General features: G+C 54.9%; 22 protein-coding genes. 14 read left to right on the top strand and 8 right to left on the bottom strand.

Annotation, left to right across the window (positions count from 1 at the left end):
- Position 1: 1 nt before the first annotated feature.
- The 3 genes from purF to D1641_RS08985 all read right to left on the bottom strand — a co-directional run bounded on the left by purF (position 2) and on the right by D1641_RS08985 (position 3,345).
- Positions 2 to 1,432 (bottom strand): amidophosphoribosyltransferase, encoded by a 1,431-nt coding sequence (gene purF / locus D1641_RS08995; RefSeq protein ID WP_160664849.1) that lies wholly within the window; start codon positions 1,430 to 1,432, stop codon positions 2 to 4.
- A 332-nt stretch (positions 1,433 to 1,764) separates the two neighbouring features.
- Positions 1,765 to 2,661: a LysR family transcriptional regulator gene (locus D1641_RS08990; RefSeq protein WP_160664847.1), complete on the bottom strand. Its 897-nt coding sequence runs from the start codon at positions 2,659 to 2,661 to the stop codon at positions 1,765 to 1,767.
- 324 nt (positions 2,662 to 2,985) lie between these two features.
- A complete protein-coding gene (locus tag D1641_RS08985; protein WP_243149335.1) occupies positions 2,986 to 3,345 on the bottom strand; it encodes a cytidylate kinase-like family protein in 360 nt (119 codons plus the stop codon).
- A gap of 313 nt (positions 3,346 to 3,658) precedes the next feature.
- Between D1641_RS08985 and D1641_RS08980 the strand changes: the two genes are divergently transcribed.
- From D1641_RS08980 to D1641_RS08955, 6 genes are all read left to right on the top strand, one after another.
- Positions 3,659 to 4,567, top strand: a complete 909-nt coding sequence (locus D1641_RS08980; RefSeq protein ID WP_160664843.1) for a MoxR family ATPase — start codon at positions 3,659 to 3,661, stop codon at positions 4,565 to 4,567.
- Positions 4,564 to 6,297 (top strand): hypothetical protein, encoded by a 1,734-nt coding sequence (locus D1641_RS08975; RefSeq protein ID WP_347707408.1) that lies wholly within the window; start codon positions 4,564 to 4,566, stop codon positions 6,295 to 6,297. The genes D1641_RS08980 and D1641_RS08975 overlap by 4 nt, the downstream gene beginning before the upstream one ends.
- A 66-nt stretch (positions 6,298 to 6,363) precedes the next feature.
- Positions 6,364 to 7,851, top strand: coding sequence for a carbon starvation protein A (locus tag D1641_RS08970; protein WP_160664841.1), 1,488 nt, complete (start codon positions 6,364 to 6,366; stop codon positions 7,849 to 7,851).
- A gap of 126 nt (positions 7,852 to 7,977) precedes the next feature.
- Positions 7,978 to 8,304, top strand: coding sequence for a DUF3795 domain-containing protein (locus tag D1641_RS08965; RefSeq protein WP_201757313.1), 327 nt, complete (start codon positions 7,978 to 7,980; stop codon positions 8,302 to 8,304).
- A gap of 10 nt (positions 8,305 to 8,314) precedes the next feature.
- Positions 8,315 to 9,175, top strand: a complete 861-nt coding sequence (locus D1641_RS08960) for an ATPase P (RefSeq protein WP_160664839.1) — start codon at positions 8,315 to 8,317, stop codon at positions 9,173 to 9,175.
- 177 nt (positions 9,176 to 9,352) lie between these two features.
- The gene (locus D1641_RS08955; protein ID WP_160664837.1) at positions 9,353 to 9,808 is read left to right on the top strand and encodes an NAD(P)-dependent oxidoreductase; all 456 of its coding nucleotides are present in this window, start codon (positions 9,353 to 9,355) and stop codon (positions 9,806 to 9,808) included.
- Between the two features lie 383 nt (positions 9,809 to 10,191).
- Here the strand turns inward: D1641_RS08955 and D1641_RS08950 are convergent, their stop codons facing one another.
- The 5 genes from D1641_RS08950 to D1641_RS08930 form a co-directional block, all read right to left on the bottom strand.
- On the bottom strand, positions 10,192 to 10,773 hold the full coding sequence (locus D1641_RS08950) for a hypothetical protein (protein WP_160664835.1): 582 nt from the start codon (positions 10,771 to 10,773) through the stop codon (positions 10,192 to 10,194).
- Complete coding sequence (locus D1641_RS08945) at positions 10,718 to 11,347, bottom strand: hypothetical protein (RefSeq protein ID WP_160664833.1); 630 nt, start codon at positions 11,345 to 11,347, stop codon at positions 10,718 to 10,720. The genes D1641_RS08950 and D1641_RS08945 overlap by 56 nt, the downstream gene beginning before the upstream one ends.
- Positions 11,348 to 11,410: 63 nt before the next feature.
- A complete protein-coding gene (locus D1641_RS08940; protein ID WP_160664831.1) occupies positions 11,411 to 11,821 on the bottom strand; it encodes a hypothetical protein in 411 nt (136 codons plus the stop codon).
- Positions 11,822 to 11,950: 129 nt separating this feature from the next.
- Positions 11,951 to 12,181, bottom strand: coding sequence for a hypothetical protein (locus D1641_RS08935; protein WP_160664829.1), 231 nt, complete (start codon positions 12,179 to 12,181; stop codon positions 11,951 to 11,953).
- Between the two features lie 46 nt (positions 12,182 to 12,227).
- Complete coding sequence (locus tag D1641_RS08930) at positions 12,228 to 12,401, bottom strand: helix-turn-helix domain-containing protein (protein ID WP_160664827.1); 174 nt, start codon at positions 12,399 to 12,401, stop codon at positions 12,228 to 12,230.
- A 213-nt stretch (positions 12,402 to 12,614) separates the two neighbouring features.
- Between D1641_RS08930 and D1641_RS08925 the strand changes: the two genes are divergently transcribed.
- The 8 genes from D1641_RS08925 (at position 12,615) to D1641_RS08890 (ending at position 20,065) form a co-directional block, all read left to right on the top strand.
- Entirely contained in the window at positions 12,615 to 13,157 is a 543-nt protein-coding gene (locus D1641_RS08925; RefSeq protein ID WP_160664825.1) for a helix-turn-helix transcriptional regulator, read from the top strand.
- 16 nt (positions 13,158 to 13,173) lie between these two features.
- The gene (locus D1641_RS08920) at positions 13,174 to 14,370 is read left to right on the top strand and encodes a site-specific integrase (RefSeq protein WP_160664823.1); all 1,197 of its coding nucleotides are present in this window, start codon (positions 13,174 to 13,176) and stop codon (positions 14,368 to 14,370) included.
- A gap of 848 nt (positions 14,371 to 15,218) precedes the next feature.
- On the top strand, positions 15,219 to 15,965 hold the full coding sequence (locus D1641_RS08915; protein WP_160664821.1) for a hypothetical protein: 747 nt from the start codon (positions 15,219 to 15,221) through the stop codon (positions 15,963 to 15,965).
- A 448-nt stretch (positions 15,966 to 16,413) separates the two neighbouring features.
- Positions 16,414 to 16,683: a hypothetical protein gene (locus D1641_RS08910; RefSeq protein WP_160664819.1), complete on the top strand. Its 270-nt coding sequence runs from the start codon at positions 16,414 to 16,416 to the stop codon at positions 16,681 to 16,683.
- 135 nt (positions 16,684 to 16,818) lie between these two features.
- On the top strand, positions 16,819 to 17,106 hold the full coding sequence (locus D1641_RS08905) for a hypothetical protein (protein WP_160664817.1): 288 nt from the start codon (positions 16,819 to 16,821) through the stop codon (positions 17,104 to 17,106).
- 1 nt (position 17,107) lies between these two features.
- Positions 17,108 to 17,416, top strand: coding sequence for a hypothetical protein (locus tag D1641_RS08900; protein WP_160664815.1), 309 nt, complete (start codon positions 17,108 to 17,110; stop codon positions 17,414 to 17,416).
- A gap of 308 nt (positions 17,417 to 17,724) precedes the next feature.
- The gene (locus D1641_RS08895; RefSeq protein WP_160664813.1) at positions 17,725 to 18,579 is read left to right on the top strand and encodes a hypothetical protein; all 855 of its coding nucleotides are present in this window, start codon (positions 17,725 to 17,727) and stop codon (positions 18,577 to 18,579) included.
- A gap of 454 nt (positions 18,580 to 19,033) precedes the next feature.
- Entirely contained in the window at positions 19,034 to 20,065 is a 1,032-nt protein-coding gene (locus D1641_RS08890; protein WP_160664811.1) for a site-specific integrase, read from the top strand.
- Positions 20,066 to 21,006: the final 941 nt, after the last annotated feature.

Raw genomic sequence — 21,006 nt, 5'->3', positions numbered from 1 at the left:
TTTAGCGTGGGTAAGGGCTTTTCTCCGACAGCTTCCGCTCAAAGCGGTCCTTTCGGGTATCTGTGGGGACCGGAGTGGGATACCGCCCGGTAAAGCAGGCGTCACAGCAGCGGCCCTGTCCGATGAGTGCCCCCAGCCGTTCCGCTGGCAGGTAGCCCAGGGAGTCCGCCCCGACGATTTGGGCGATCTCCTCCACGGTGTGGTGGCAGGCGATGAGGTTTTCCCGGGAGTCTATGTCGGTGCCATAGTAGCAGGGGTTGAGGAAGGGGGGCGCGGAGATGCGCAGGTGAATCTCCTTAGCCCCCGCCTCCCGGAGCAGGCTGACAATCCGGCCGCTGGTGGTCCCCCGGACGATGGAGTCGTCCACCAGCACCACCCGTTTTCCCGCTACGCTGTCCCGGACGGCGCTGAGCTTGATTTTCACCTGATCCAGCCGGTGGTCCTGGCCGGGGGCGATGAAGGTGCGGCCGATGTACTTGTTTTTGATGAGGCCGATGCCGTAGAGGATACCGGAGGCCCGGCTGTAGCCCAGGGCGGCATCCAGGCCGGAGTCGGGCACCCCCACCACCACGTCCGCATGGACCGGGTGGGTATGGGCCAGGATTTCTCCCGCCCGCAGCCGGGCGGCGTGGACGGACACCCCGTCGATCACCGAATCCGGGCGGGCGAAGTAGATGTACTCAAAGATGCAGGGGGCAGGTTCCGCCTTGCCGCAGTGTTCCCGGCGGGAGACAATACCATCTTTGGAGAACACCAGAATCTCTCCCGGCTCCAGGTCCCGGACGAACTCCGCCCCCACCGCCGTCAGCGCGCAGCTCTCCGAGGCGGCCACGTAAGTCCCGTCCTCCATTTTGCCGTAGCACAGGGGACGGAAGCCGTGGGGGTCCCGGGCGCAGATCAGCTTCTGGGGGGACATGAGCACCAGGGAGCAGGCCCCCTCCAGCCTGTCCATGGCGGCGCTGAGGGCATCCTCGATGGAGGGGGCGGACAGCCGCTCTTTGGTGACGATGTAGGCGATGATCTCGGTGTCGCTGGTGGAGTGGAAGATGGCCCCGGACAGCTCCAGCTCGTCCCGGAGGGGGGCGGCGTTGCTGAGATTTCCGTTGTGGGCCAGGGCCATGCGGCCCTTCTGGTGGTTGACCTCAATGGGCTGGCAGTTGCTCCGGTTGGAGGCCCCGGTGGTGCCGTAGCGGGTGTGGCCCACCGCCATAGTTCCCCGGGGGAATCGGTCCAAAATCTCTTCGGAGAAGACCTCCCCCACCAGCCCCAGGTCCTTGTGGGAGGCGAACACCCCGTCGTCGTTGACCACGATGCCGCAGCTCTCCTGTCCCCGGTGCTGGAGAGCATACAGGCCGTAATAGGCCAGCCGGCCCACGTCCGCAGGACGGGGTGAAATCACGCCAAAAACGCCGCATTCCTCATGGATACTCATGATAATACCTCCAAATCACAACGGAATAAGTATGCCCGGCCAGCGTTTCCACTGTCCGGGCGATGGCTTCGGTGATGGATGGATCACGCGAAGAGAGGAGCTTCGATTGGTTTATCTGGCAAAGGTGCGATAGTATTCGTCCAGCATCTTCCACAGCTTCTTCATAGTAAATCCTTCTTTCCTTTTAAACTCGTAAGGTTTATTGCTTCCCTTTGGATGTTCTTATGCTAACACAGAAACCGAAGAAAAGGAAATACATATATCATTGCAGCTATCATATCTTTTTGATATGATAGGCCCCCGCGCCCGTTGGGCGCGGGGGCTGTCTCCTGCTATGATTCCGCCTGATTTTCCTCCAGGTAGTCCCGGACATAGCGGATAAACTCCCGGGTCAGCCCGGAGGGGGCATGTCCCTTGTTCCAGACCAGGATATACTCCACCTGACGTGAGGGCCGGGTCACCACCTTGGACACCACCAGACCGTTGGACACCCCAATAGTCTGGGGGAAGATGCTGATCCCCACCCCCAGGCTGGTCAGGGCCGCCGCGTCCATGTAGTTGGACATCTCGCAGAGAATCCGGGGCTCCGCGCCGATCTCTCCGAACCAGCGGCGGATCGCTTCGATCCGGGACTTCCGGCTGGGGACGATGAGCGGCTCCCCCACCAGGCTGGACAGGGGGATGGAGTCCCCCTCCGCTCTGGCCAGGGGATGGTCCGGATGGAGCATGGCGGCCCAGGGCTCCCGGCCCACGGGAAAGCCCTCCAGGTGCTCGGTGTCGTAGGGCGCGGCGATGACGGACAGGTCGGCCAGCCCCTTGCGCAACCGGTCCAGTGCATCGTCGCTGCTGCCGTTCCACAGGTTGTAGCGCACCAGGGGGAACTCCTCCCGGAAGCCGGCGATCCACCGGGCGGCCAGAAAGGGGGCGCGGCCCTCCACTATGCTCAGATAGATGGTGCCGGTCATCCCCTCCCGCAGGCTGAAAATCTCCTGCCGGGTTTTGTCCGTCAGCTCCTGGATCTGAATCGCCCGGCGCAGCAGGAGAGATCCCTCCTCGGTCAGCTCCAGACGCCGCTTCCCCCGGAGAAAGAGCTGGACCCCCAGTTCCTCCTCCAGGGCCTTGATCTGGTTGCTGAGGGGCGGCTGACTCATATTCAGCTTTTCCGCTGCCCGGGTGATGTTCAGCTCCTGGGCTACAACGGTAAAATAGTGCAAGGTGCGCAGCTCCATGATGAGGCCCCCCATATCATTCTACTACGTCTGTTCATTATAGGCCCTGTGGCCTCAGCTGTAAAGAGAAATTGGTTAGGGAGATTGGACTTTGCCAAATGGCGGAATAAAAAAGATTGAAAAACATATTTATTCGACTTGTTTTCCCGGCAACACGAGGTCGAATTGGGATATTAAGAATTATCGTTGAAAATTCCGCATATTTTCCTCGTCTCCGGCTGGGGAAACACAGATAAATAGCGGGGTATATGCGGCAGAAAACAATTTGAGCAGTCTTTCCTTTAGTATAATTAGTATAAACGGCACTGCTCCATTATAGCTCCTCTAAAAAAGGGGCAGAAATCTCCGCACCAGCTCCACACAGCCGTCCTCCCCCAGGGCCTCAGAGTCCAGGGAGAGGTCATAGCCCGCAGTGTCCCGCCACTCCTCACCGGTATAGTAATGGTAGTAGGCGGCGCGGCGCTTGTCCTCCACCCGGATGTGCCTGGCCACTTCCCGCTGACTCCAGGCCAGGGAGTAAGACGCCACTCGGGCGAGGCGGGCCTCCAGCGGGGCGTGGATGAACAGCCGGAGCACATTAGGGTGGCCGGCCAGAAGGTAATTGGCGCACCGGCCCAGGATGATGCAGGATTCCGCTTTCGCCAGTTCCCGGATAATCTCCGCTGAGAGTACTACTGTTGTCAAATTGATCCCTTCTGAGAACTGAATTTCCTTTATGAAATAATTATTTTTTCTTAGGGAATTTCTTTCAGGTGGATGGATAGATTCCAGGGTCAAATGATCTCGGAGCCTTTTTGGGGCTTATTATCATATCGAAAAGATATAGTAGTTACAAGGGAAAAAGTATTTTAATTTTCAAAATTTTGGTGCTATGATGGGAACGCTCAAAGGAATGCTCCTCGTTTTTGTGTGATCCATCCATCACCAAAGCTGTGGCCTGGGCGGTGGAAACACCGTCCAGGCCTAACTTTTTATGGGGAAGGGAAGTGCTTCGGCCATGCTCTCATTTCTGAAAGAGGAAGGGGTCAGCCCCGAACTGCTGGAGGAATTGGAGCGGTTCCGAAAGGAATATCCCGCAGAGCTGTTGGAGCGGATTCCCGTCCCTCAGTTCCGCTACTACGGCCGGGAGGTCTGGGAGCAGGCGGCCGCTGCGCTGCTGTGCGGGAAGAACCTGCTCCTCACCGGGGATAAGGCCACCGGTAAGAATGTGCTGGCGGAAAACCTGGCCGCAGTCTTTGGCCGGCCCGCCTGGAACGTGTCTTTCCATGTGAATCTGGACGCCTCCGGTCTGGTGGGGACAGACACCTTCACGGAGGGGCAGGTCCGTTTCCGGCCTGGGCCGGTTTACCAGTGCGCCCAATACGGGGGCTTCGGCATTCTGGACGAGATCAACATGGCGAAGAACGAGGCACTGGCCGTCCTCCACGCCGTTCTGGACTTCCGGCGGGTGCTGGACATCCCGGGGTATGACCGCCTCCCCATGGCCCCCGCCGCCCGCTTCATCGCCACCATGAACTACGACTACGCCGGCACCCGGGAGCTGAACGAGGCCCTGGCCTCCCGGTTTGTGGTCATCCAGATGCCCGCCATCAGCCCGGAAAATCTGGACCGGCTGCTGAAACACCGCTGTCCTGAGCTGAAACAGAAATACCGCCAGCAGTTTGCCTCGCTCTTCTTTGACCTTCAAAAGAAGTGCGAGGGCGGTGAAATTTCCTCCAAGGCCCTGGACCTGCGGGGGCTGCTGGACGCCCTGGAGTTGATGGCGGCGGGGGTTCCCTCCGGGCCCGCTCTGGACATGGGGATCACCAACAAGACCGCCGACGGCTATGAGCAGGGCCTGATTCGGGACGTGATGGCGGCTCGGGTCTCCCCCAAGCTCACCCGAGGGGAGCTGTTCGGCCCGTGAGCGCCCACCATACCGCCGGACAGCGCCGGGCGATGAACCAGGTCTGGAACGGGGCGGGCGTCTACGGCTTCGAGCCCCTGTTCCTCTCTCTGAACGGCGACGGGAGCCCGAACCTGTACTTAAACACCATTGTGGGCTGTGTCCGCAAGTGGTACGGGGAGGAGGGGCCGGCCCGGCTCTTTCAGGCCTGGGCGGGGGACCGGCGGCAGGCGCTGCTGGACGACCTGGCCTGGCTGGCTCTGGAGAGCGCCGCCTATCAGCTGGAGCTGCCCCAACGGCCCATTCTGGCCGACCTGCGCCGGGACTGGGCGGTGGAGTTCTTTGATAAGGAGCACACCCTCTCCCGCCAGGAGTGGATGGCAAAAAACCAGCTGAGCTACACCATGCAGTCCGCCCGGTGGAGGGCAGTGCTGGGAAAGCGCCCCCCGGTGATGACCCCCTATGAAAGGCGGCTGTCCGCCGCGTTGGCCTTGGGGCCAATGGAGGAACAGGAGCTTTTTCCCGCCATTTTGGAGCTGTTTGCCCGCTTTCGCCTCTTTGACGGCAGGAGCCGCCCGCCTTCCGCCTTGCGGCTTCACCTCACGGGAAAATGGGCCGGGGTGATGACCCGGCTGATGCCCACAGAGATCGTCCACACCGATGTGGCCTCTGTCGGACACGGAAAGGGGTCAGATGAGGGGGACAGCACAAAGTTGGACATCCGCCGAGCCAGTATCCGGCTGAAGGAGAACGTTTCCTCTGACCGGCTGTACATCCAGAGCTGCTTCGGCCCCTCCCTCCTGCCCCAGCGGGAGCTGGCGGCGGCGGAGCAGAAGCTGTGCGCCGGCCTCCATTTGGGCTGTCATCTGTGGTACACTGCCGGGGTCCCCACCCCGGAGCAGGCACCCGGCGGGGAGGCCCGCCGGCTGGCGGAGCAGGCCCGGCTCCAGCAGGAGCACAACCGGGAGGTTTTCTCAGCGGACGCTGCCCTCTACCAAAACACTATCCGGCGGCTGACGGAGCAGATTCAAAACTGTATCCGGGTCCACAGCCAGGCGGAGGAGGAGACCGCCCGGAGCGGAAAGTTGAACACCCCCCGTGTCTGGCGGGCGGCGGCGCTGTCCGACCGGCGGGTCTTTGTCCGGGAGACGGACTCCGCCCGCCCCGGCTTTTCGGTGGACCTGCTGCTGGACGCCTCCTCCTCCCGGATGCACTGTCAGGAGGCCGTCGCCGCCCAGGGGTACATCCTGGCCGAGAGCCTGGCCCGGTGCGGCGTACCCGTGCGGGTGTCCGGCTTTTGCAGCCTGCGGGGGTACACCGTCCTCCGGGTGCTCAAGGACTTCGGGGACAGCAGCGGTCAGGTATTCCGCTACTTCGCCGCCGGCTGGAACCGGGATGGCCTGGTCCTCCGGGCGGCGGGAGAGCTGCTGGAGGTCCCCCCGGAGCAAAAACGGCTGCTTCTGCTCCTCACCGACGCCAGCCCCAACGACAGCCGGCGCATTCCGCCGGGGGGAGAGTTCCCCTTTGGCCATGACTACGCCGACGCCCCGGGGGTGGAGGACGCCGCTCGGGAGGTCCGGGCTCTGCGAAAGCAAGGCATCCGGGTGGGGGCGGTGTTCATGGGGCCAAGCCTGAATGTCCCGGCGGCGGAGACCATCTACGGAAAGAGCCTGGCCCACATCCGGTCCATGGACCAGTTGGCCGTCGCTGCGGGGGCGCTGATTCAGGCGGAGATACGGGAGTTGGAGTAAAAACTTTGTTAAACGGTCCGGCCGCGCACCATACGCGGCGGGCTGAAATATAAGGGAGGTATATTTATGGTAAGTTTTCTTGTGTGTCTGGCCCTGTTGATTGCCGGCTACTTTGTCTACGGCAAAGTGGTGGACAGCACCTTCGGCCCGGACGACCGGGAGACCCCCGCCGTCCGCATCAACGACGGGGTGGACTATGTGGTCATGCCCCAGTGGAAGCTGTTCCTGGTCCAGCTGCTGAACATCGCCGGCCTGGGCCCCATCTTCGGCGCTCTGTCCGGCTCCCTGTGGGGCCCCAGCGTCTTCCTGTGGATCACCTTCGGCACCATCTTCGCCGGCGGCGTCCACGACTACTTCGCCGGTATGCTCTCTGAGCGCAACGACGGCGCGTCCGTCTCTGAGATCACCGGTATCTACCTGGGCGGCGGCATGAAGAACGTCATGCGGGTGTTCAGCGTGGTGCTGCTGATCATGGTGGGCACCGTCTTTGCCGTGGGCCCTGCCGGCCTGCTCCAGCTGCTGTGCAAGAACGCCGGCGGCATCCTGGCCAACAAGATGTTCTGGCTCATCCTCATCCTGATCTACTACTTCATCGCCACCTTTATCTCTGTGGACAAGGTCATCGGCAAGATCTACCCCGTGTTCGGCATCTGCCTGATTATCATGGCCGTGGGCGTGGCCTTCGGCGTGCTCACCAACTCCAACTACGTCATCCCCGAGCTGTGGGATCACCTGTACAACATGCACCCCTCCGGCACCCCCATCTGGAGCTTCATGTTCATCACCGTGGCCTGCGGGGCCATTTCCGGCTTCCACGCCACCCAGTCCCCGCTGATGGCCCGCTGCATGAAGTCTGAGCGCCAGGGCCACATGGTGTTCTACGGCGCCATGATCTCCGAGGGCATCATCGCCCTGATCTGGGCCGCCGCCGGCTGCTCCATCTACACCGGCGCCGAGCTGCTGGGTATGGGTGCCGGCGGCCCCACCGCCGTCTACGACATCTGCCAGAAGACCATGGGCTCCGCCGGTATGGTGCTGGCCATGCTGGGCGTCATCGCCTGCCCCATCACCTCCGGCGACACCGCCTTCCGCTCCGCACGCCTCACCCTGGCCGACTGGTTCAAGATCGACCAGAAGAACTACGCCAACCGCCTGAAACTGTGCGTCCCCGTGCTGGGCGCGGGTGCCATCCTGGGCATCGGCAACGCCCTGGGCAAGATCGACTACAATGTCATCTGGAGGTACTTCAGCTGGTCCAACCAGACCCTGGCCATGATCGTCCTCTGGGCGGCCAGCATGTACCTGTTCCAGCAGAAGAAGAACTACTGGATCACCGCCGTCCCCGCCACCTTTATGAGCGCGGTGTCCTGTACCTACTTCATCCTGGGCGAGGAGTGCCTGGGCCAGCTGCTCAACAAGCATGAGGTGGTGGACGGCGCCCGCAAGCTGGTGGCCTACAACACCGCCCTGGCCTACCCCGTGGGTATCGTGTTCGCCGCCGCCCTGCTGGGTATCTTCCTCTACGCCACCAGGAAGCAGACCGCCAAGGCCTAACACCAAAACACCAGCCGCTGCCTGTACGACAGCGGCTGGTATTCTGCTTGTCTTGACGCCTGGGGGCCGACATGGTAAAATCAGTTCGTTTAATTTTCGTTTTGGAGGTATCTCGCTGTGAAAGACATGATTGCATATTGCGGACTGAACTGTGAAAAATGCGACGCCTATCTTGCGACCATTCACGATGACCAAGTGTTGCGTGAAAAAACCGCAAAATTATGGGCTGAGTTAAATCAAGCTCCCATTCTGCCTGAACATATCAACTGTCAAGGCTGCCGCGTTGAGGGAGTGAAAACGGTATTTTGTGACAGCCTCTGTGAGATTCGCCAGTGTGCGCTGAAAAAGGGCGTTGCGACCTGCGGCGACTGTCCGGAGCTGGAAAATTGTCAAATTGTTGGAGCGGTTATCTCCAACAACCCCGAGGCTCTGGAAAATCTGAAAAGGAACTAGGCGATCATCCATGCTATTCAAACCAGTACAGCTGGGCCTGGAGGCCCTGGATAAGGACGTCCTGATTGCGGACCGGAAATCCTGCAAGCGCTTCGGCCCCTGCGGGGTGGGGGAAAAGGCCCTGTATCTCAGCAGCTTCTACCGCAGTTGCCGGTACTATCTGCCCTACGGCGGGATCACCCGGGTCTTCAAGCGGGTGGCCATGAGCAAGGGGGGCTACTCCCACAAGGGCGTGTTCGCCTCCATCCCCTATCTGGTGGTGGAGTACGACGGCGGCCGGGAGAAGCAGTGCACTTACAAATACGAGGAGCAGGTGGACCAGCTGCTGGCCTATCTGAAGCGGGTCCGCCCGGAGATCAAACAGGTGAGCGCGGCGGCGGAGGTCCGTCTGGAGGAGCGGGTACGGGAACAGCCTCCCAAACCGGAGCTGACCGGGGAGGCCCTGGCCACGCTGAAGGCGCTCAAGGCGGCGGAGGCCGTTCTGGAGAAGCGGCCCGACCTGTATCTGGAGCTGAGCAAATCCGCCCGGCAGCTGAGGGAGCTGAACCTCATCCTCTCCGCCCGCCGGGGCGGGAAAATGAAAAAACGAGAAGAAGATATCCCGTCCCGCGCGGAGCGAGCCAAGGCGGCCATGGAGGCATTCCTGACGGACTACCAGCCCTTCCCCTTGCCATCCCGCTACGCCCACCCCATCGTCCTCCGGCGGATGGGGCGCTGCGTGGAGGAGGGTCGGACCGATACCCCCGAACAGGCCCTGGAAACGGTCAAGGCGGACCTGAAAGCCCTGAACTCCTCCGTCCAGGTGAGCCAGGAGGAGCACGACGAGGTGGTGGCCGTGAAGGCCATGTTTCTCAATGAGGGCTATCGGTAGATCATGTCATTTTGCAAGTTGTCAGCAGAAGCAATTCATAAATGTGATTCCATTCTTATCCAATCTGATGATTTACGGCTCTTTTTGAATGTGTTTGATTTCCCTGTCGCAAGGGCAAAGGCGTCTTTGAGCGAGTTTTCGCGGATGTCTGCGCCCTTGCCTTAACACGCCAAAAGTATGTCCATCGACGAGGTACTGAAGATCTCCGACCTTGTTACCATCCACATGCCCCTCACCCCCGAGACCAAGAACCTGTCTAACGCCAAGTCCATCGCCAGGATGAAGGACGACGCCGTGGTGCTGAACATGGCCCGGGGCGGCATCGTCAACGAGGAGGATATGTATGAGGCCTTAAAGTCAGGTAAGATCGGCGGCTATGCCTCTGATGTTATGGAGGAAGAACTGGTTGACGAAGGCCTGGATACAAAATTCCACTCGCCGCTGATCGAATGTGATAACTTCATTAGCTCTCCCCATTTGGGCGCTCAAACCGTAGATGCTTCCCGGGATATTGGCGGTTATATCATCCAAAAAGTAAAAGACGCCCTAGATTTGTGCGCAAAGTATAGACATAATCAGCACAGGCCGTCTCCGTCACATCGTGCTCCATGTTATCGTCCTCAGAGAAGATAGCCATGATGATGATAGGCACCAGGCATGTTCTGGTCATCCTTACGCCGTTAAAAAGATGATTGATGCGTCAAAATTGGGGAGCCAATGGTTAATCATTCATTGAAACCGGAAATCATAATACCAAAGCGAGTGCGGAAAGAGGGCTTGCGTCGGGAACGACGCAAGCCCTCTTTCCGCACCTCAACCTGTTCTGCTCGTTGCGTCTGCCCAGGCAGACACTCCTCTCAGAACCCCTCTCTGTACCTGTTTTACCATGACCGGTTTCACTCTCAATTTACAACACATCATGGCCGATTGAAGTCCAAGACCAACACACATTTTTCGCTTCGCTCTGTTCGCTATGATATTTTTCAAATCTCATAGTTTCGTCTAAAAATCAGCCCTCATGTGATGCTTCTGATTTGCTGTGATTTGTCGAAATCCAAAATACGGATAATCGTGGCACCTTTTTCTCCCCACCATCCAACCACCGAAAAGGCCATATGTTCCATGTTGTCGTCCTCAAAAAAGATACCCTTCAGATTGTTGAGTACCACCTGGATGGACCGGTTGGAGGTATCCCACAGTCTAGCATTATCGCTTCCTCTGGGAGTGATGATCTCAATCTCAACCATAGTCTTATCAAAATAGGGGAGGGGCCTCTGTTGGGCCGCCTCCCCTATGGCCGCATGGATCATCGCTTTCCAATGTTCCTCGACTGCCTCAGTCAATCGCTTCATAGACGGCAGTGGCTCCACTATTGTCAGCGTCACCACAGAATTTTTATTTTCTCCACCACTATGCTCATCTGCGATTCGTTCCGTAACCCCGCCAAAGGTCTCCATATCGTAAATCACCGACAGTAGCTGGCTTTGCAGTCGCAGTGTCAGGTCGTACATTTTGCGGAGTTGGTCTACGTTTGCTATACCGTTATCCAGTAGGCACTGCTCGATCTGCGCTATCGTTTTCTTCAGACAGATATTCATAAAACTGTGTCCCCTCCAATTCTATCACATCCGGGTACATTCGCAGAATCGGCCTGTCCTGCTTCCGGTAGCAAACTGCATACCGAACCTCTGGCGGTGTGGGCATATCGCTTTCCAAAAGTTTTTTCAGTTCCTTCACCGCTGAGAAAAAATAGACATATTTCAGTAAGTCGGTCGCTGGGTTGACAAAAAAGCGGTAAGGCCACTTTTCGTAGTCGCCTTGTGCCGGATCATGTGACCTGGTTCCATTTTTGCACTGGTTACCTACTTCGCTCTCTGAGAACAATATGGCCTGTATGTCCGTACAGAACCACTTCGGTGTAGTTAAATAGACGTGCTCATATTGCGCCCGCAACTTAATAGGAGAACGGGACCAGCAGGTCGGTTTATTGCGCTCCAGGCAAATATCAGAGAGAAGTTGCCGCCGGCTCCACATCGTCTGACGGATGATATTTCTTGCTGTCTTATTTCGCTTGCCGTCCTGACACATCAAAATCATTCCAGTGGCCTTTGTTTCATAACTACCGTACTTTGTATAGAACAGTGATCCCTCCGCCCGCACGTGCCACTCCATGCTCCCGTCCCCAATGTCATAGACGGCCAGTTTCTCTTTTCCTGCCAGTAGCATCCCAGTAAATCAGGTGGTGGACAAGATACCTGGTGCGATACTTCGCCAGCAGGCTGAGGGAATAAATACCGGCTCCGATGACTTCGGCACTTCCGCAACGGCTGGGATGCTGTGCTCTTTCATCAGCATAGCCATACGAGAGACCTCCATCACTCGCTGGACAGATTGCTCCCCACCGCCTACTGAGATTAACGGCTTGACATCAGGGAACAATCTTCTGCCCTTTGCTAAAATCGACACGCTGCCGTCCTTGCGTTTGGTGAGGTACTTGTTTTTCGTCAGTGGCCGAAACGCATAGGACAGGGCTACCTGGTCTCCAGTCCTCTCTGTATCCAACAGGTGCAGACACCCGGGATAGTCCAAAAGATTAAATCGGGTCAGATGGCGAATCAGCTTTAATTGGTTTTCATGTAGTCTCATCTGTCTCCTCCAAATAGAAAGATTGGGCGGTCAGACCAGCGGCTTCTTCCAAAGCTGTTGACCTGCCGCCCGATTTCGTGACTGCTTTCACGGAAAACAATCACCCCCCTCAATTACTAAAGCCTTCGCTTAGTCCTCCAGAGAGTTGCCGTTAAGATACGCAATCAGCCGCTCGGTATAGATGCGGATATACCGCTGTCGTGTCCCAATGTTGGCACCCAGCAGGCAGAACGGCTCCCGGCCCTCCGCTACCAGCTTGGACAGCTGACGGGGCGAGACGCCTAACAGTTCCGAAGCTACCTTCAGTGGTGTAAAGTTGGGATACTCCCGACGCAGCTTGTTCGTCGCTTTGTTGTCCACAGGTATTTACCTCCTTTCTCCGCGTATTGCAGTTTTTTGCCGGTGTTCAGTCGGACTGCTCTTTTTTGCCCAACTGTTCCACGAGTGCTTGGACATTGATGTAGTACACGCCGCCGCTTTTGATGTGCGGGATCGTGCCGTCCTTACATCCCTGCCGCAGAAAATACTGCGACAACCCCGTGGTCTTGCAGGCTTCCGTAATTTTTTGGAATGGAACCATAGGCATTACCTCCTTTGCATAAATTTCACACACTCGCCGCGCCGTCTGTTCTTATTGCTTATATGCGATATTCAAATCATACACCTGTCATGTGCCACTGTCAATACTAATTTTCCTTATTCTGAAATTATTATAATTTTACGAAAATATATATTGCTTTTTTGCGACTAGCGTGGTATAATGAAGCACTATTACAAAACAGGAGGGAACACCATGACCACAGGAGAAAGAATCCGCACCCGCCGCAAGCAGCTCGGTATGTCGGTGGACGATTTGGCCGCCAAGCTGGGCAAGAACCGCGCCACTATTTACCGCTATGAGAGCGACGCTATCGAGATGCCCGCCAGCCTGCTGAAGCCTCTGGCTGACGCGCTTGACACGATTCCCGATGAACTGATGGACTGGGGCGGTCTGCTGACCAGCGAAACAGAGCGCCAAGACAAGATGCAGGAAGTTTTGCCGCTGATTACAGATGGAATTTCGATTGAGGGCAGAAACAAAAAGTACATTTTGGTCAAAGCCCCTGCACACGGCGGCAAATTGGAATCTGAGCTGCGGTCTGCACTTTTGACCCTCTACCAATTTAATAACAATGGTCAGGACACAAAAATGCGCACTCTCCGAATCTTGGGAGAATTGGTGTCAACGCTTGATGCCAAGGATCAGGAAAAACTAGTATCCTACGGAGAATTTTTGGATGCACAGAGCCAGAAGAAAAGGGGGATTTCTATGGAACACCCTTACCAACGCAAATAAAAGGAAAGGAATTTTTATGGCATCAACCAGAAAACGAACCACCAAAGACGGACAAATCTTCTATGAGATCCGGGTCAGCCGTGGACGGGGGAAGTCCTACCTAACCACCCGCTGGTATCCTCCGGAGGGCTGGGGGCAAAAGGCTATTGAACGTACACTGGCAAAGGAGGCCTCGGAATTTGAGCGCCGCTGTCGGGAAGGCGAGGTCGTCAGTCGTGCGGAGCAAAAAGAAAGCGACCTCCGGCAGAAGCGGGAGGCCACAAAGATTCAGACGTTGCGACAGTACGGCGAAGCAGTATTTATGCCAGCTAAGGGCGTCACAATGAGCGAGAATGGCCGGTGCGCTTACCAGGGCAATCTCAATCACTGGATATATCCGGCTCTGGGCAATCTGAAAATGCCCGATATTACCCCGGCCAATATCTCCGCTCTGTTGCTCTCTATGCAATCGGATGGCAAAGCCCACGCAACCTGTGTCAAGGTCTATACCATCCTGCACAGCCTTTTCAAAATGGCCTATATGGCCGATGTAATCTCTGCCAATCCTATGGATAAGGTGGAGCGGCCCAAACCGCGTAAGGGCGAAATCAAGGACAAGGACGTAGAGGCTTACACAATTGATGAGGTCCAGCGTATCTTTAACGCACTGGAACATGAGCCGTTGAAGTGGCGTACCTTGATGCGCTTACTAATCGACACCGGCATCCGTCGGGGCGAATGCTGTGGATTGCAGTGGAAGGATATAGACTCCCAGGCCAGAACGATCACGATTCGAGGAAACCTCTGTTATACACCACAAAAGGGCATTTACTTGGACACACCTAAGAGCGGCAAGGTGAGGACGATTGACGTTGACCCGGAGATCATCGGTCTGCTCCAGCAGCTCAGATTGGAGCAGGCAGGACACGCCATCAGCACCTATGTCTTCACTCAGCAGGACAGCCCAGAGCCGATGCACCCTCAGTCTCCAGCCAGGTACATGCAGAAATTCTCCAAGAAGTATGATGTACCCGGTCTTCACCCCCATAAATTGCGTCACACGTTTGCCAGCATCGCTATTATCAACGGTGCCGATATCGCCAGCGTATCCGAAAAGTTGGGGCACAGCGACAAGGCCGTCACCCTCCGTATGTACACACACGCAGACCAGGAAAGTATAAAACGGGCCAGCCAAATTTTCAGAGATGCTTTGAAAAAAGCTGGTCAGGCGTAGTATGAATTGATCCCTAAAAACCTGTTGGTATGGGTTTCTGTATGGGTTTCCTGCCAGGTAGTTTCTTCTTTAGGTAAAAAGTAAAAACCCGCTATCCCTTACGGGACAACGGGTTTGAGTGGAGCTGCTACCCAGATTTGAACTGGGGACCTCATCCTTACCAGAGGAGCAAAACGAACATTTTCAGCCAAAAGCAGGACAAAAATATAAAAAATCGGCGCATAATCCCACTTTTGCAGCGTCTAAAAAATTGCAAAGGTGCCAGTAACCGCACAGGGGCGGGGGGCTGCTATCTGTAACACCACCCCGGCAATTTTCCTCTCGTCCCCCCGTCCCACGCCCGCAGGCGTCAGAGGCGTCAGCAATTCATAGAATTGCGATAGCCGTACCAAACCTTTAACCCCGCCTTGCGCCCAGCCGCCGAGACGCACCCCGGCCTCAGCCGTGGCGGGCCACCCAGCCGCCGACACACTCACAACGCCACTTTCAAAACAAAAAATTCCTTGCACTATTTTCCCGTTTAGTGTAGAATATTCACGAGAGACAGCAGAAGCATATAAGGCAGGCCAAGGAGGGCGGCAACCCTCCTCGGCCTTATGCAGGAGAACCGACCTCCCACACAGCAAGAAACTTGCGCCGCACCCATTTTATCAAATATTGATGGCTTAATCAAGCGTGAAAAATGGGAATGTGTGTTTAGCTTTCGGCGGTGTAGGGATAAATTGCAAACCCTGCGCCGCTTTTGTTGTCTCGGCGGTCCCGAGCAAAGCCCACGGGGGACGGGAAGAACCCACCCCCAAGGGCCGGACCGTTGAGGCATGAAAAACCGTATAGGAGGAGAACACACTATGAAAAAGGCGCTTATCTATACCCTATCTCTGGCCTTGCTCTTGTCATTGGCTGCTTGTCACAAGCCCCAGGCGGACCAGCCCGCAGAGCCGCAGGAGCCAGAGATTCAGCAGACGGAACCTGTCAGCACAGAGCCAACCACGCCACCAGTTGAAGCAGCCCCGCAGGAGGAGCCAAAGCAGACAGAACCCACGGAGCCTGTGGAGGTTAAGGAGGGTAACCCGGAGAGCGGAGCGGCAGAGCCGCCAGCAGATACAACCCCGGAGCAGTCCCAGGAGCCTGTTTCCCCGCCGCCTGCACAGCAAGAGCCTGTCGAGCAGCAGACTCAGCCATCTGGTGGAGGTCAGCAAGACCCCCAAGGCCCCACCCCTGGCTACAATCCATGGGAAAACGATTATTCAAATGTTGTCATAGATACTCGCACCGAAGAACAGAAACAAGCAGACCTCGAAGAGGCTCGCAGAGCATCAGAAGCTGTAACCGGAACCATCCAAGCAGGAGGCCTCGGCACACAAAAGATAGATGGACATGATGATTTAGGTGATTATGTGTTAAATGGAAAGGGCGGAAAGTATTACCCTGCATTAGGTATTACCCTACCAGTATCCTATGACGGCACAACAACAAATGGAGCACCCCCTCAAACTGCTGAGGAACAAGAATTAGCAAAAAAGACATATGAGGCAGCTAACGAGTCATCAAAATTGCATACTGAAAGTTGGGCAGGCATAAGTATGGGTGGTTAATCTATTAATTGAGCAAAGAAAAGCAATGGATGATCCGTTGCTTTTCTTATATCGAATATCAATATACCAATTAATGATACAGCTACAAAAAGTAAAACATGATTTTAAAAGAAAACTTTTGTTTTTTCAACTATTTTTAGGGTTTACAACCTCAAAATTTACATTTTATTCAAACTTTTTTCAAAAAAATCCATGCTGCTATCTTTACTTTTTCCGATAACTATGGTATTATAACTTTGTCGAAAGTTTGGACACCTTTTGACGGGATTAAAAAAAACAAAAGATTGCAATTATTGCTATGCTCCAGAGATTGGTAAATACTGGAGTGAAATTTAATACCAGGACTTTTAATAAAACGCTGAAAAAAACCTTTTTTTAACTCTGCTTTTGCGGGGTTATTGGTGTTTCAGTCGTTTTTTCTTTTTTTGTGAAAATATTCAGAGAGGGGGTGAACTTCATAGTTAGGATTATAGGTCGTGAAACGACCGATTTTATCGCCAAGGATGGTCAAAGAATCAGCGGGACCACCTTTCACACCGCTGAGACCATTTCCTCTCAACGTGGAGAGGGGGAGAAAGGAGACCGTTTTTTTCTGAGTGCGGCTAAACTAGCTGCACTGGACTTCGTTCCGACAGTCAATCAAGTTGTTGAACTTTACTACAATAAATACGGCAAGGTTGCTACTTTGCGTTTGGTTGACGACATTGTTATTGATTAGACACGTTGCTCCGGGCCGCCCTGTCCGAGGCCGCCCGGGCTCAATATGAAAGGAGCATTTATGAATAGTAGATTAAATCAACAGCTGATGATGGCGATTGCCTTCTATCCTGACGTTCTCGCTTTGGTAGCGAGTATGCTACAGCAGCACGCCGCCGCCCTGGGCCTGATGACCCCTGGACTGCCTGAACAGCTGGCGGTCCCTAACGGCGTGGACGTAACTGCCAACGGTGTACCGCTCTACTATGTAGCGGTGAAACGTCGTAACGAGCAGTTCCGCTCCCAAATGGCTTTCGGTAAAGCCATTCAGGAGGCGATAGACGCAACTTGTTATGCGAATTGCGTCCCCCCTCTGGTGCTGCTCCGTGTCGAGCAGTTACTCGGCGGATACATTGGCCTGACTTTAACTATCGGAGGTTGGTAAATTGGACCAGGTGATCTATCATCGGGTCGCAATGATACTAGCGGAAATGGGGCTGCATGGCCCCATTTCCCTTATCGAAGATTTTAACCCGGATTTCTCAATTAAAAATTGCGGTCCTCACCGTTTGTATGAATTTCAAGTGGAAATTCGTGACGATGTGGACCCGGACAATTTCATAAGGGAGTTTTGCACTGCTATGCAGCAGTACAACGAGCGCAGCAGCGTCAAGGCTGACTATTACGACGCTACGGACTATCCCGGTCCTATTAAAAATTGGTCAACGGTTTATCTGACCGTGACCACTATCTAACTATTCCCGCCCTGGGAGTGTCGGGCCTGTCCCGGCCTCCCGGCGTGGGGGACCCAGGGCCAGGACGGAGCAGCGGAGCGCGGAGGACGGCCCGCCCGGGCCACCAAGCCAGCGGGCAACGTCCCCGCCCCTATGGAACAGGTCCCACATCTAGTAGGACCTGTTTCTTGTACAATAATACAGAGGAGGGGGTGATTCTATTACTACATCACTATAACCCCATAACGGCAGCTGACAATTTAACATTGTCAATAGATAACATAGTAATGGACCTCTACATATCGGCACCACCAGCAAGGGACCAGCTTATGGTTCTGCTGGACAAGCTGCCCATCAGCCATGCCGTAGAGGTCACACACTGGAACAGCTTTCGCCCAGGCAGTTTCAGGGAGCAGTTCACAATCCGCTTTCAGGATGGCAACAGCTTTTGGCTGGGTGCTGTTCTTAATGGCCGCAAACCTGAGTGGGGCCGGGTACGGATGGACTTCAACCCGAACAAGGTAGCGGAGCATGAGGTTTTCCAGTTGCTTCTGGACTACCTGGTAACAAATACCCGGCCAATGCACCGGACTGTGAGGCGGTTTGACTTAGCGGTCGATATTCCGGTACAGCGTCAAGACGTGTTCTTGGTCAAGGACAATCGGGCCTATATCGAGCGCAGACACGGCCAGGAGTGGACCCAATATCTAGGGGCGAAGTCCTCCACCGTGGGACGGGTCAAGCTGTATAACAAAGCTGTGGAAGCTAATCTAGCTTACCCTCTTACCCGGCTGGAGCTGACACTAGACCCGTCAACCCCCTATGAGCAGACGAATTTCCCAACCGTCTACTATCTGAATAATTTGCAGATAGGCTTTGATGAAACGCTCAAAGCGACGGAGACCGAGCGGTTCATCCTCAATGCCGTTCTGCAAGGGTGCGGCACGATTAACCAGCTAGGACGCAGGACCCGGGAGAAAATCCGGGCTTTGCTGTCAAGATATGTAAAGTATGTAGAGGTATCAGGAGAAGACTACAGAAGAATTTTGTGGCAGCTTAGCAGCTACAAAAACGGCAAGTTACCAACCGCTGCTACTGATCCAGACCAACCACCGCCCAAGAAGCCCAACATCCCGGATTGGGTGATTGAGGCAGAAAAAGCTGAAGCTTTGGAAGCGTCATAGTAAACGCTGCGGCTTCCAGCTGAGCGCACTAATCTGCCCCCCTCTTAAAGAGGGGGGCCACCTTTAAAAATAAAAAATTAAAAGCTGGCACTAACGCCAAGAAACCCCCAAGAAAGTAACCCACATCGGCGTAACCTCGCCAGGGAAAGAGGTTACAATGAGCCTACTAGAGCATTGGCCCGACCTGCTTACAGTCCAAGAAGCTGCCCAAATACTACGGACAGACTCCGCCCAAGTGGACAGCTTCATAAAGGTCGGAGCAATCGGTTTTACACAAATCGCAGGAAAAATATTGATTCCAAGGAGGTTTTTAGAGAATTTCATTGAAAAAAGCTGTAAATTGTGCTATAATAGTGGTGTAGAGATAAGCACGCCCGCCTCTGACAGCCATGAGGCGCAGCACCTTGACAACTGCAAAAATTGGGATTTAGCGCCATTTCAAGGAGAGATTGAGATGGCAAAAATCACCCGTACAGTCACCATAAACGGCGTTAAACACTGGATAAGGGCCAGCACCGAGCAGGAATACGCTGACAAGCTGTTGAAGCTGGTAGCCCCTCAGAACGCCCCCAGCGTCGCCCCGGAGCCTAGCAAGCACCTTTTCAGCGACTACGCTTTAACCTGGTTTGAAACCTACTCCAAGCCCAACATCGAGACGGTGACGGCCACCACCTACAAGCGGCAGCTGACTTGCCACTTGCTTCCCGCCTTTGATGGGCTAGCCGTGGAAGATATCACCACCGATGATGTGCAGCGGCTCTTTAACGGCATGACCGGGGCTAAGACCTCCAAAGACAAAACTAAGATGGTTTTAAATCAAATCCTGGACGCAGCTGTAGAGGATGGCATAATCACAAAAAGCCCGCTGCGCTCCAAACGTATCAAAATCACGGGCAAGGCCAGCCAACCCACTGCCCCCTATACGGTGGAGCAAATGCGCTTCCTGGTCCAGCATATCAACGATATCCAAGACCCTATAGACCGGGCCTATCTGGCAATCCAGGCCCTACACCCCCTACGTCTGGAGGAGGTGCTAGGGTTACAGGGGGCCGACATTGACCCGGAGAACGGGGAGATACACATTTGTAGGGCCGTCACCCATCCCACCCGCAACCAACCCGAGGTCAAGGACACCAAGACCCGGAGCAGCGCCCGGACTATTGGCCTCTCCGCTCTAGCTGTTTCCCATCTTCCTCAAGTCAAAGCGGATGAATTTGTATTCGGCGGCAGACGGCCTCTATCCTATACCCAAGTTCGGAAGATGTGTAATCGTATCAAGCGGGACACGGGATTTTCCGAGAACATCACGCCTATTCGCTTCCGTACTACCGTACTCACTGACTTGTACGACCAGACCAAGGACATAAAGCTAGCCCAGGCGGCAGCAGGACATACCACCTCAGCCATGACCCTACGCTACTATGTCAAGGGTCGGGAGACCATCAGCAAGGCCGCCGCAGTCGTTGACCGGGCCTATTCTGCATAGTTGCAGGATATTTGCAGCGGACCAACCCCGGAAAGCCTTGTGCCGCAAGGGTTTGAAGCCTCTAGGACCCTTCTAAAATTGCAAAATCTTTTGCAAAAAGACCTTTTTTCTGGTAACGAGGTCTTTTGAGATTTTCAAGCCGCCTCAAAAAGTTGCAAAAACAAAATAAAAACTGCCCAAACCTTTCGATTTAAGCGGTTTTTGTGGAGCTGCTACCCAGATTTGAACTGGGGACCTCATCCTTACCAACCAGCCTAGCAAAATTTTTTACATATTTTTCGGTTGTTTATAGCCGTTTTTGCTCTTTTTTATTTACTTTCCGGCACTCTTTGAAAACAGCGTTTCCATGTGTTCCACGTCTGTCTGTGGCTGTTTATGTGGTCAGAAATCCTTGCGGCACTTGAAGTTCCAGACTTGAAGCAATGTTGTTCCAGCTCAAAAAAGTGGTCAAATTTGAATCAGACCACCTAAGCCGACTGTCAACTCAGTGGGAATTTCAAGCAATGAATTGCACCACCGTCTACAATAAAGTCTGCAAAGATTTTTTAGACAAATTCTGATAGTTTATAGCCGTTTCTACTCCTTTTCATTTACTCTCTGCACTCTTTGAAAACAGTGTTTCCACGTGTTCCACATCTGTCTGTGGCTGTTTATATGGTCAGGAGGATTGACGCTCCGGAAGAGGCACCCTACAAACACAACGAAGCACTGTATAATTCGCTTGCTTTTCACCTCTGTATTTCTCCGTTTATCCCTATCGACTTTCGCCTCCTATTTCGGTATCGTTTTGCTTGCGAAAGCCCTATAAAATACAGAAATCAGGAGGAAAAGCAAATGACCAGTATCAAAAAGCGCACCACTGCGGCACTGACGGCAGCAATCCTCGCAACAACCCTTGCTATCCCCGCCACAGCAGCGGGAGCCCCAACCATCCGGATGAG

The sequence above is a fragment of the Colidextribacter sp. OB.20 genome, from assembly GCF_009911595.1.
Classification (GTDB): domain Bacteria; phylum Bacillota; class Clostridia; order Oscillospirales; family Oscillospiraceae; genus Lawsonibacter.
This window is presented reverse-complemented; position numbering and strand designations above follow the sequence as displayed.

Coding starts and splice junctions, on each gene's coding strand:
- purF (WP_160664849.1), bottom strand. CDS start 1,432: ATGAGTATCCATGAGGAATGCGGCGTTTTTGGCGTGATTTCACCCCGT.
- D1641_RS08990 (WP_160664847.1), bottom strand. CDS start 2,661: ATGGAGCTGCGCACCTTGCACTATTTTACCGTTGTAGCCCAGGAGCTG.
- D1641_RS08980 (WP_160664843.1), top strand. CDS start 3,659: ATGCTCTCATTTCTGAAAGAGGAAGGGGTCAGCCCCGAACTGCTGGAG.
- D1641_RS08970 (WP_160664841.1), top strand. CDS start 6,364: ATGGTAAGTTTTCTTGTGTGTCTGGCCCTGTTGATTGCCGGCTACTTT.
- D1641_RS08965 (WP_201757313.1), top strand. CDS start 7,978: ATGATTGCATATTGCGGACTGAACTGTGAAAAATGCGACGCCTATCTT.
- D1641_RS08960 (WP_160664839.1), top strand. CDS start 8,315: ATGCTATTCAAACCAGTACAGCTGGGCCTGGAGGCCCTGGATAAGGAC.
- D1641_RS08955 (WP_160664837.1), top strand. CDS start 9,353: ATGTCCATCGACGAGGTACTGAAGATCTCCGACCTTGTTACCATCCAC.
- D1641_RS08950 (WP_160664835.1), bottom strand. CDS start 10,773: ATGAATATCTGTCTGAAGAAAACGATAGCGCAGATCGAGCAGTGCCTA.
- D1641_RS08945 (WP_160664833.1), bottom strand. CDS start 11,347: ATGGAGTGGCACGTGCGGGCGGAGGGATCACTGTTCTATACAAAGTAC.
- D1641_RS08940 (WP_160664831.1), bottom strand. CDS start 11,821: ATGAGACTACATGAAAACCAATTAAAGCTGATTCGCCATCTGACCCGA.
- D1641_RS08930 (WP_160664827.1), bottom strand. CDS start 12,401: ATGGTTCCATTCCAAAAAATTACGGAAGCCTGCAAGACCACGGGGTTG.
- D1641_RS08925 (WP_160664825.1), top strand. CDS start 12,615: ATGACCACAGGAGAAAGAATCCGCACCCGCCGCAAGCAGCTCGGTATG.
- D1641_RS08920 (WP_160664823.1), top strand. CDS start 13,174: ATGGCATCAACCAGAAAACGAACCACCAAAGACGGACAAATCTTCTAT.
- D1641_RS08915 (WP_160664821.1), top strand. CDS start 15,219: ATGAAAAAGGCGCTTATCTATACCCTATCTCTGGCCTTGCTCTTGTCA.
- D1641_RS08905 (WP_160664817.1), top strand. CDS start 16,819: ATGCTACAGCAGCACGCCGCCGCCCTGGGCCTGATGACCCCTGGACTG.
- D1641_RS08895 (WP_160664813.1), top strand. CDS start 17,725: ATGGTTCTGCTGGACAAGCTGCCCATCAGCCATGCCGTAGAGGTCACA.
- D1641_RS08890 (WP_160664811.1), top strand. CDS start 19,034: ATGGCAAAAATCACCCGTACAGTCACCATAAACGGCGTTAAACACTGG.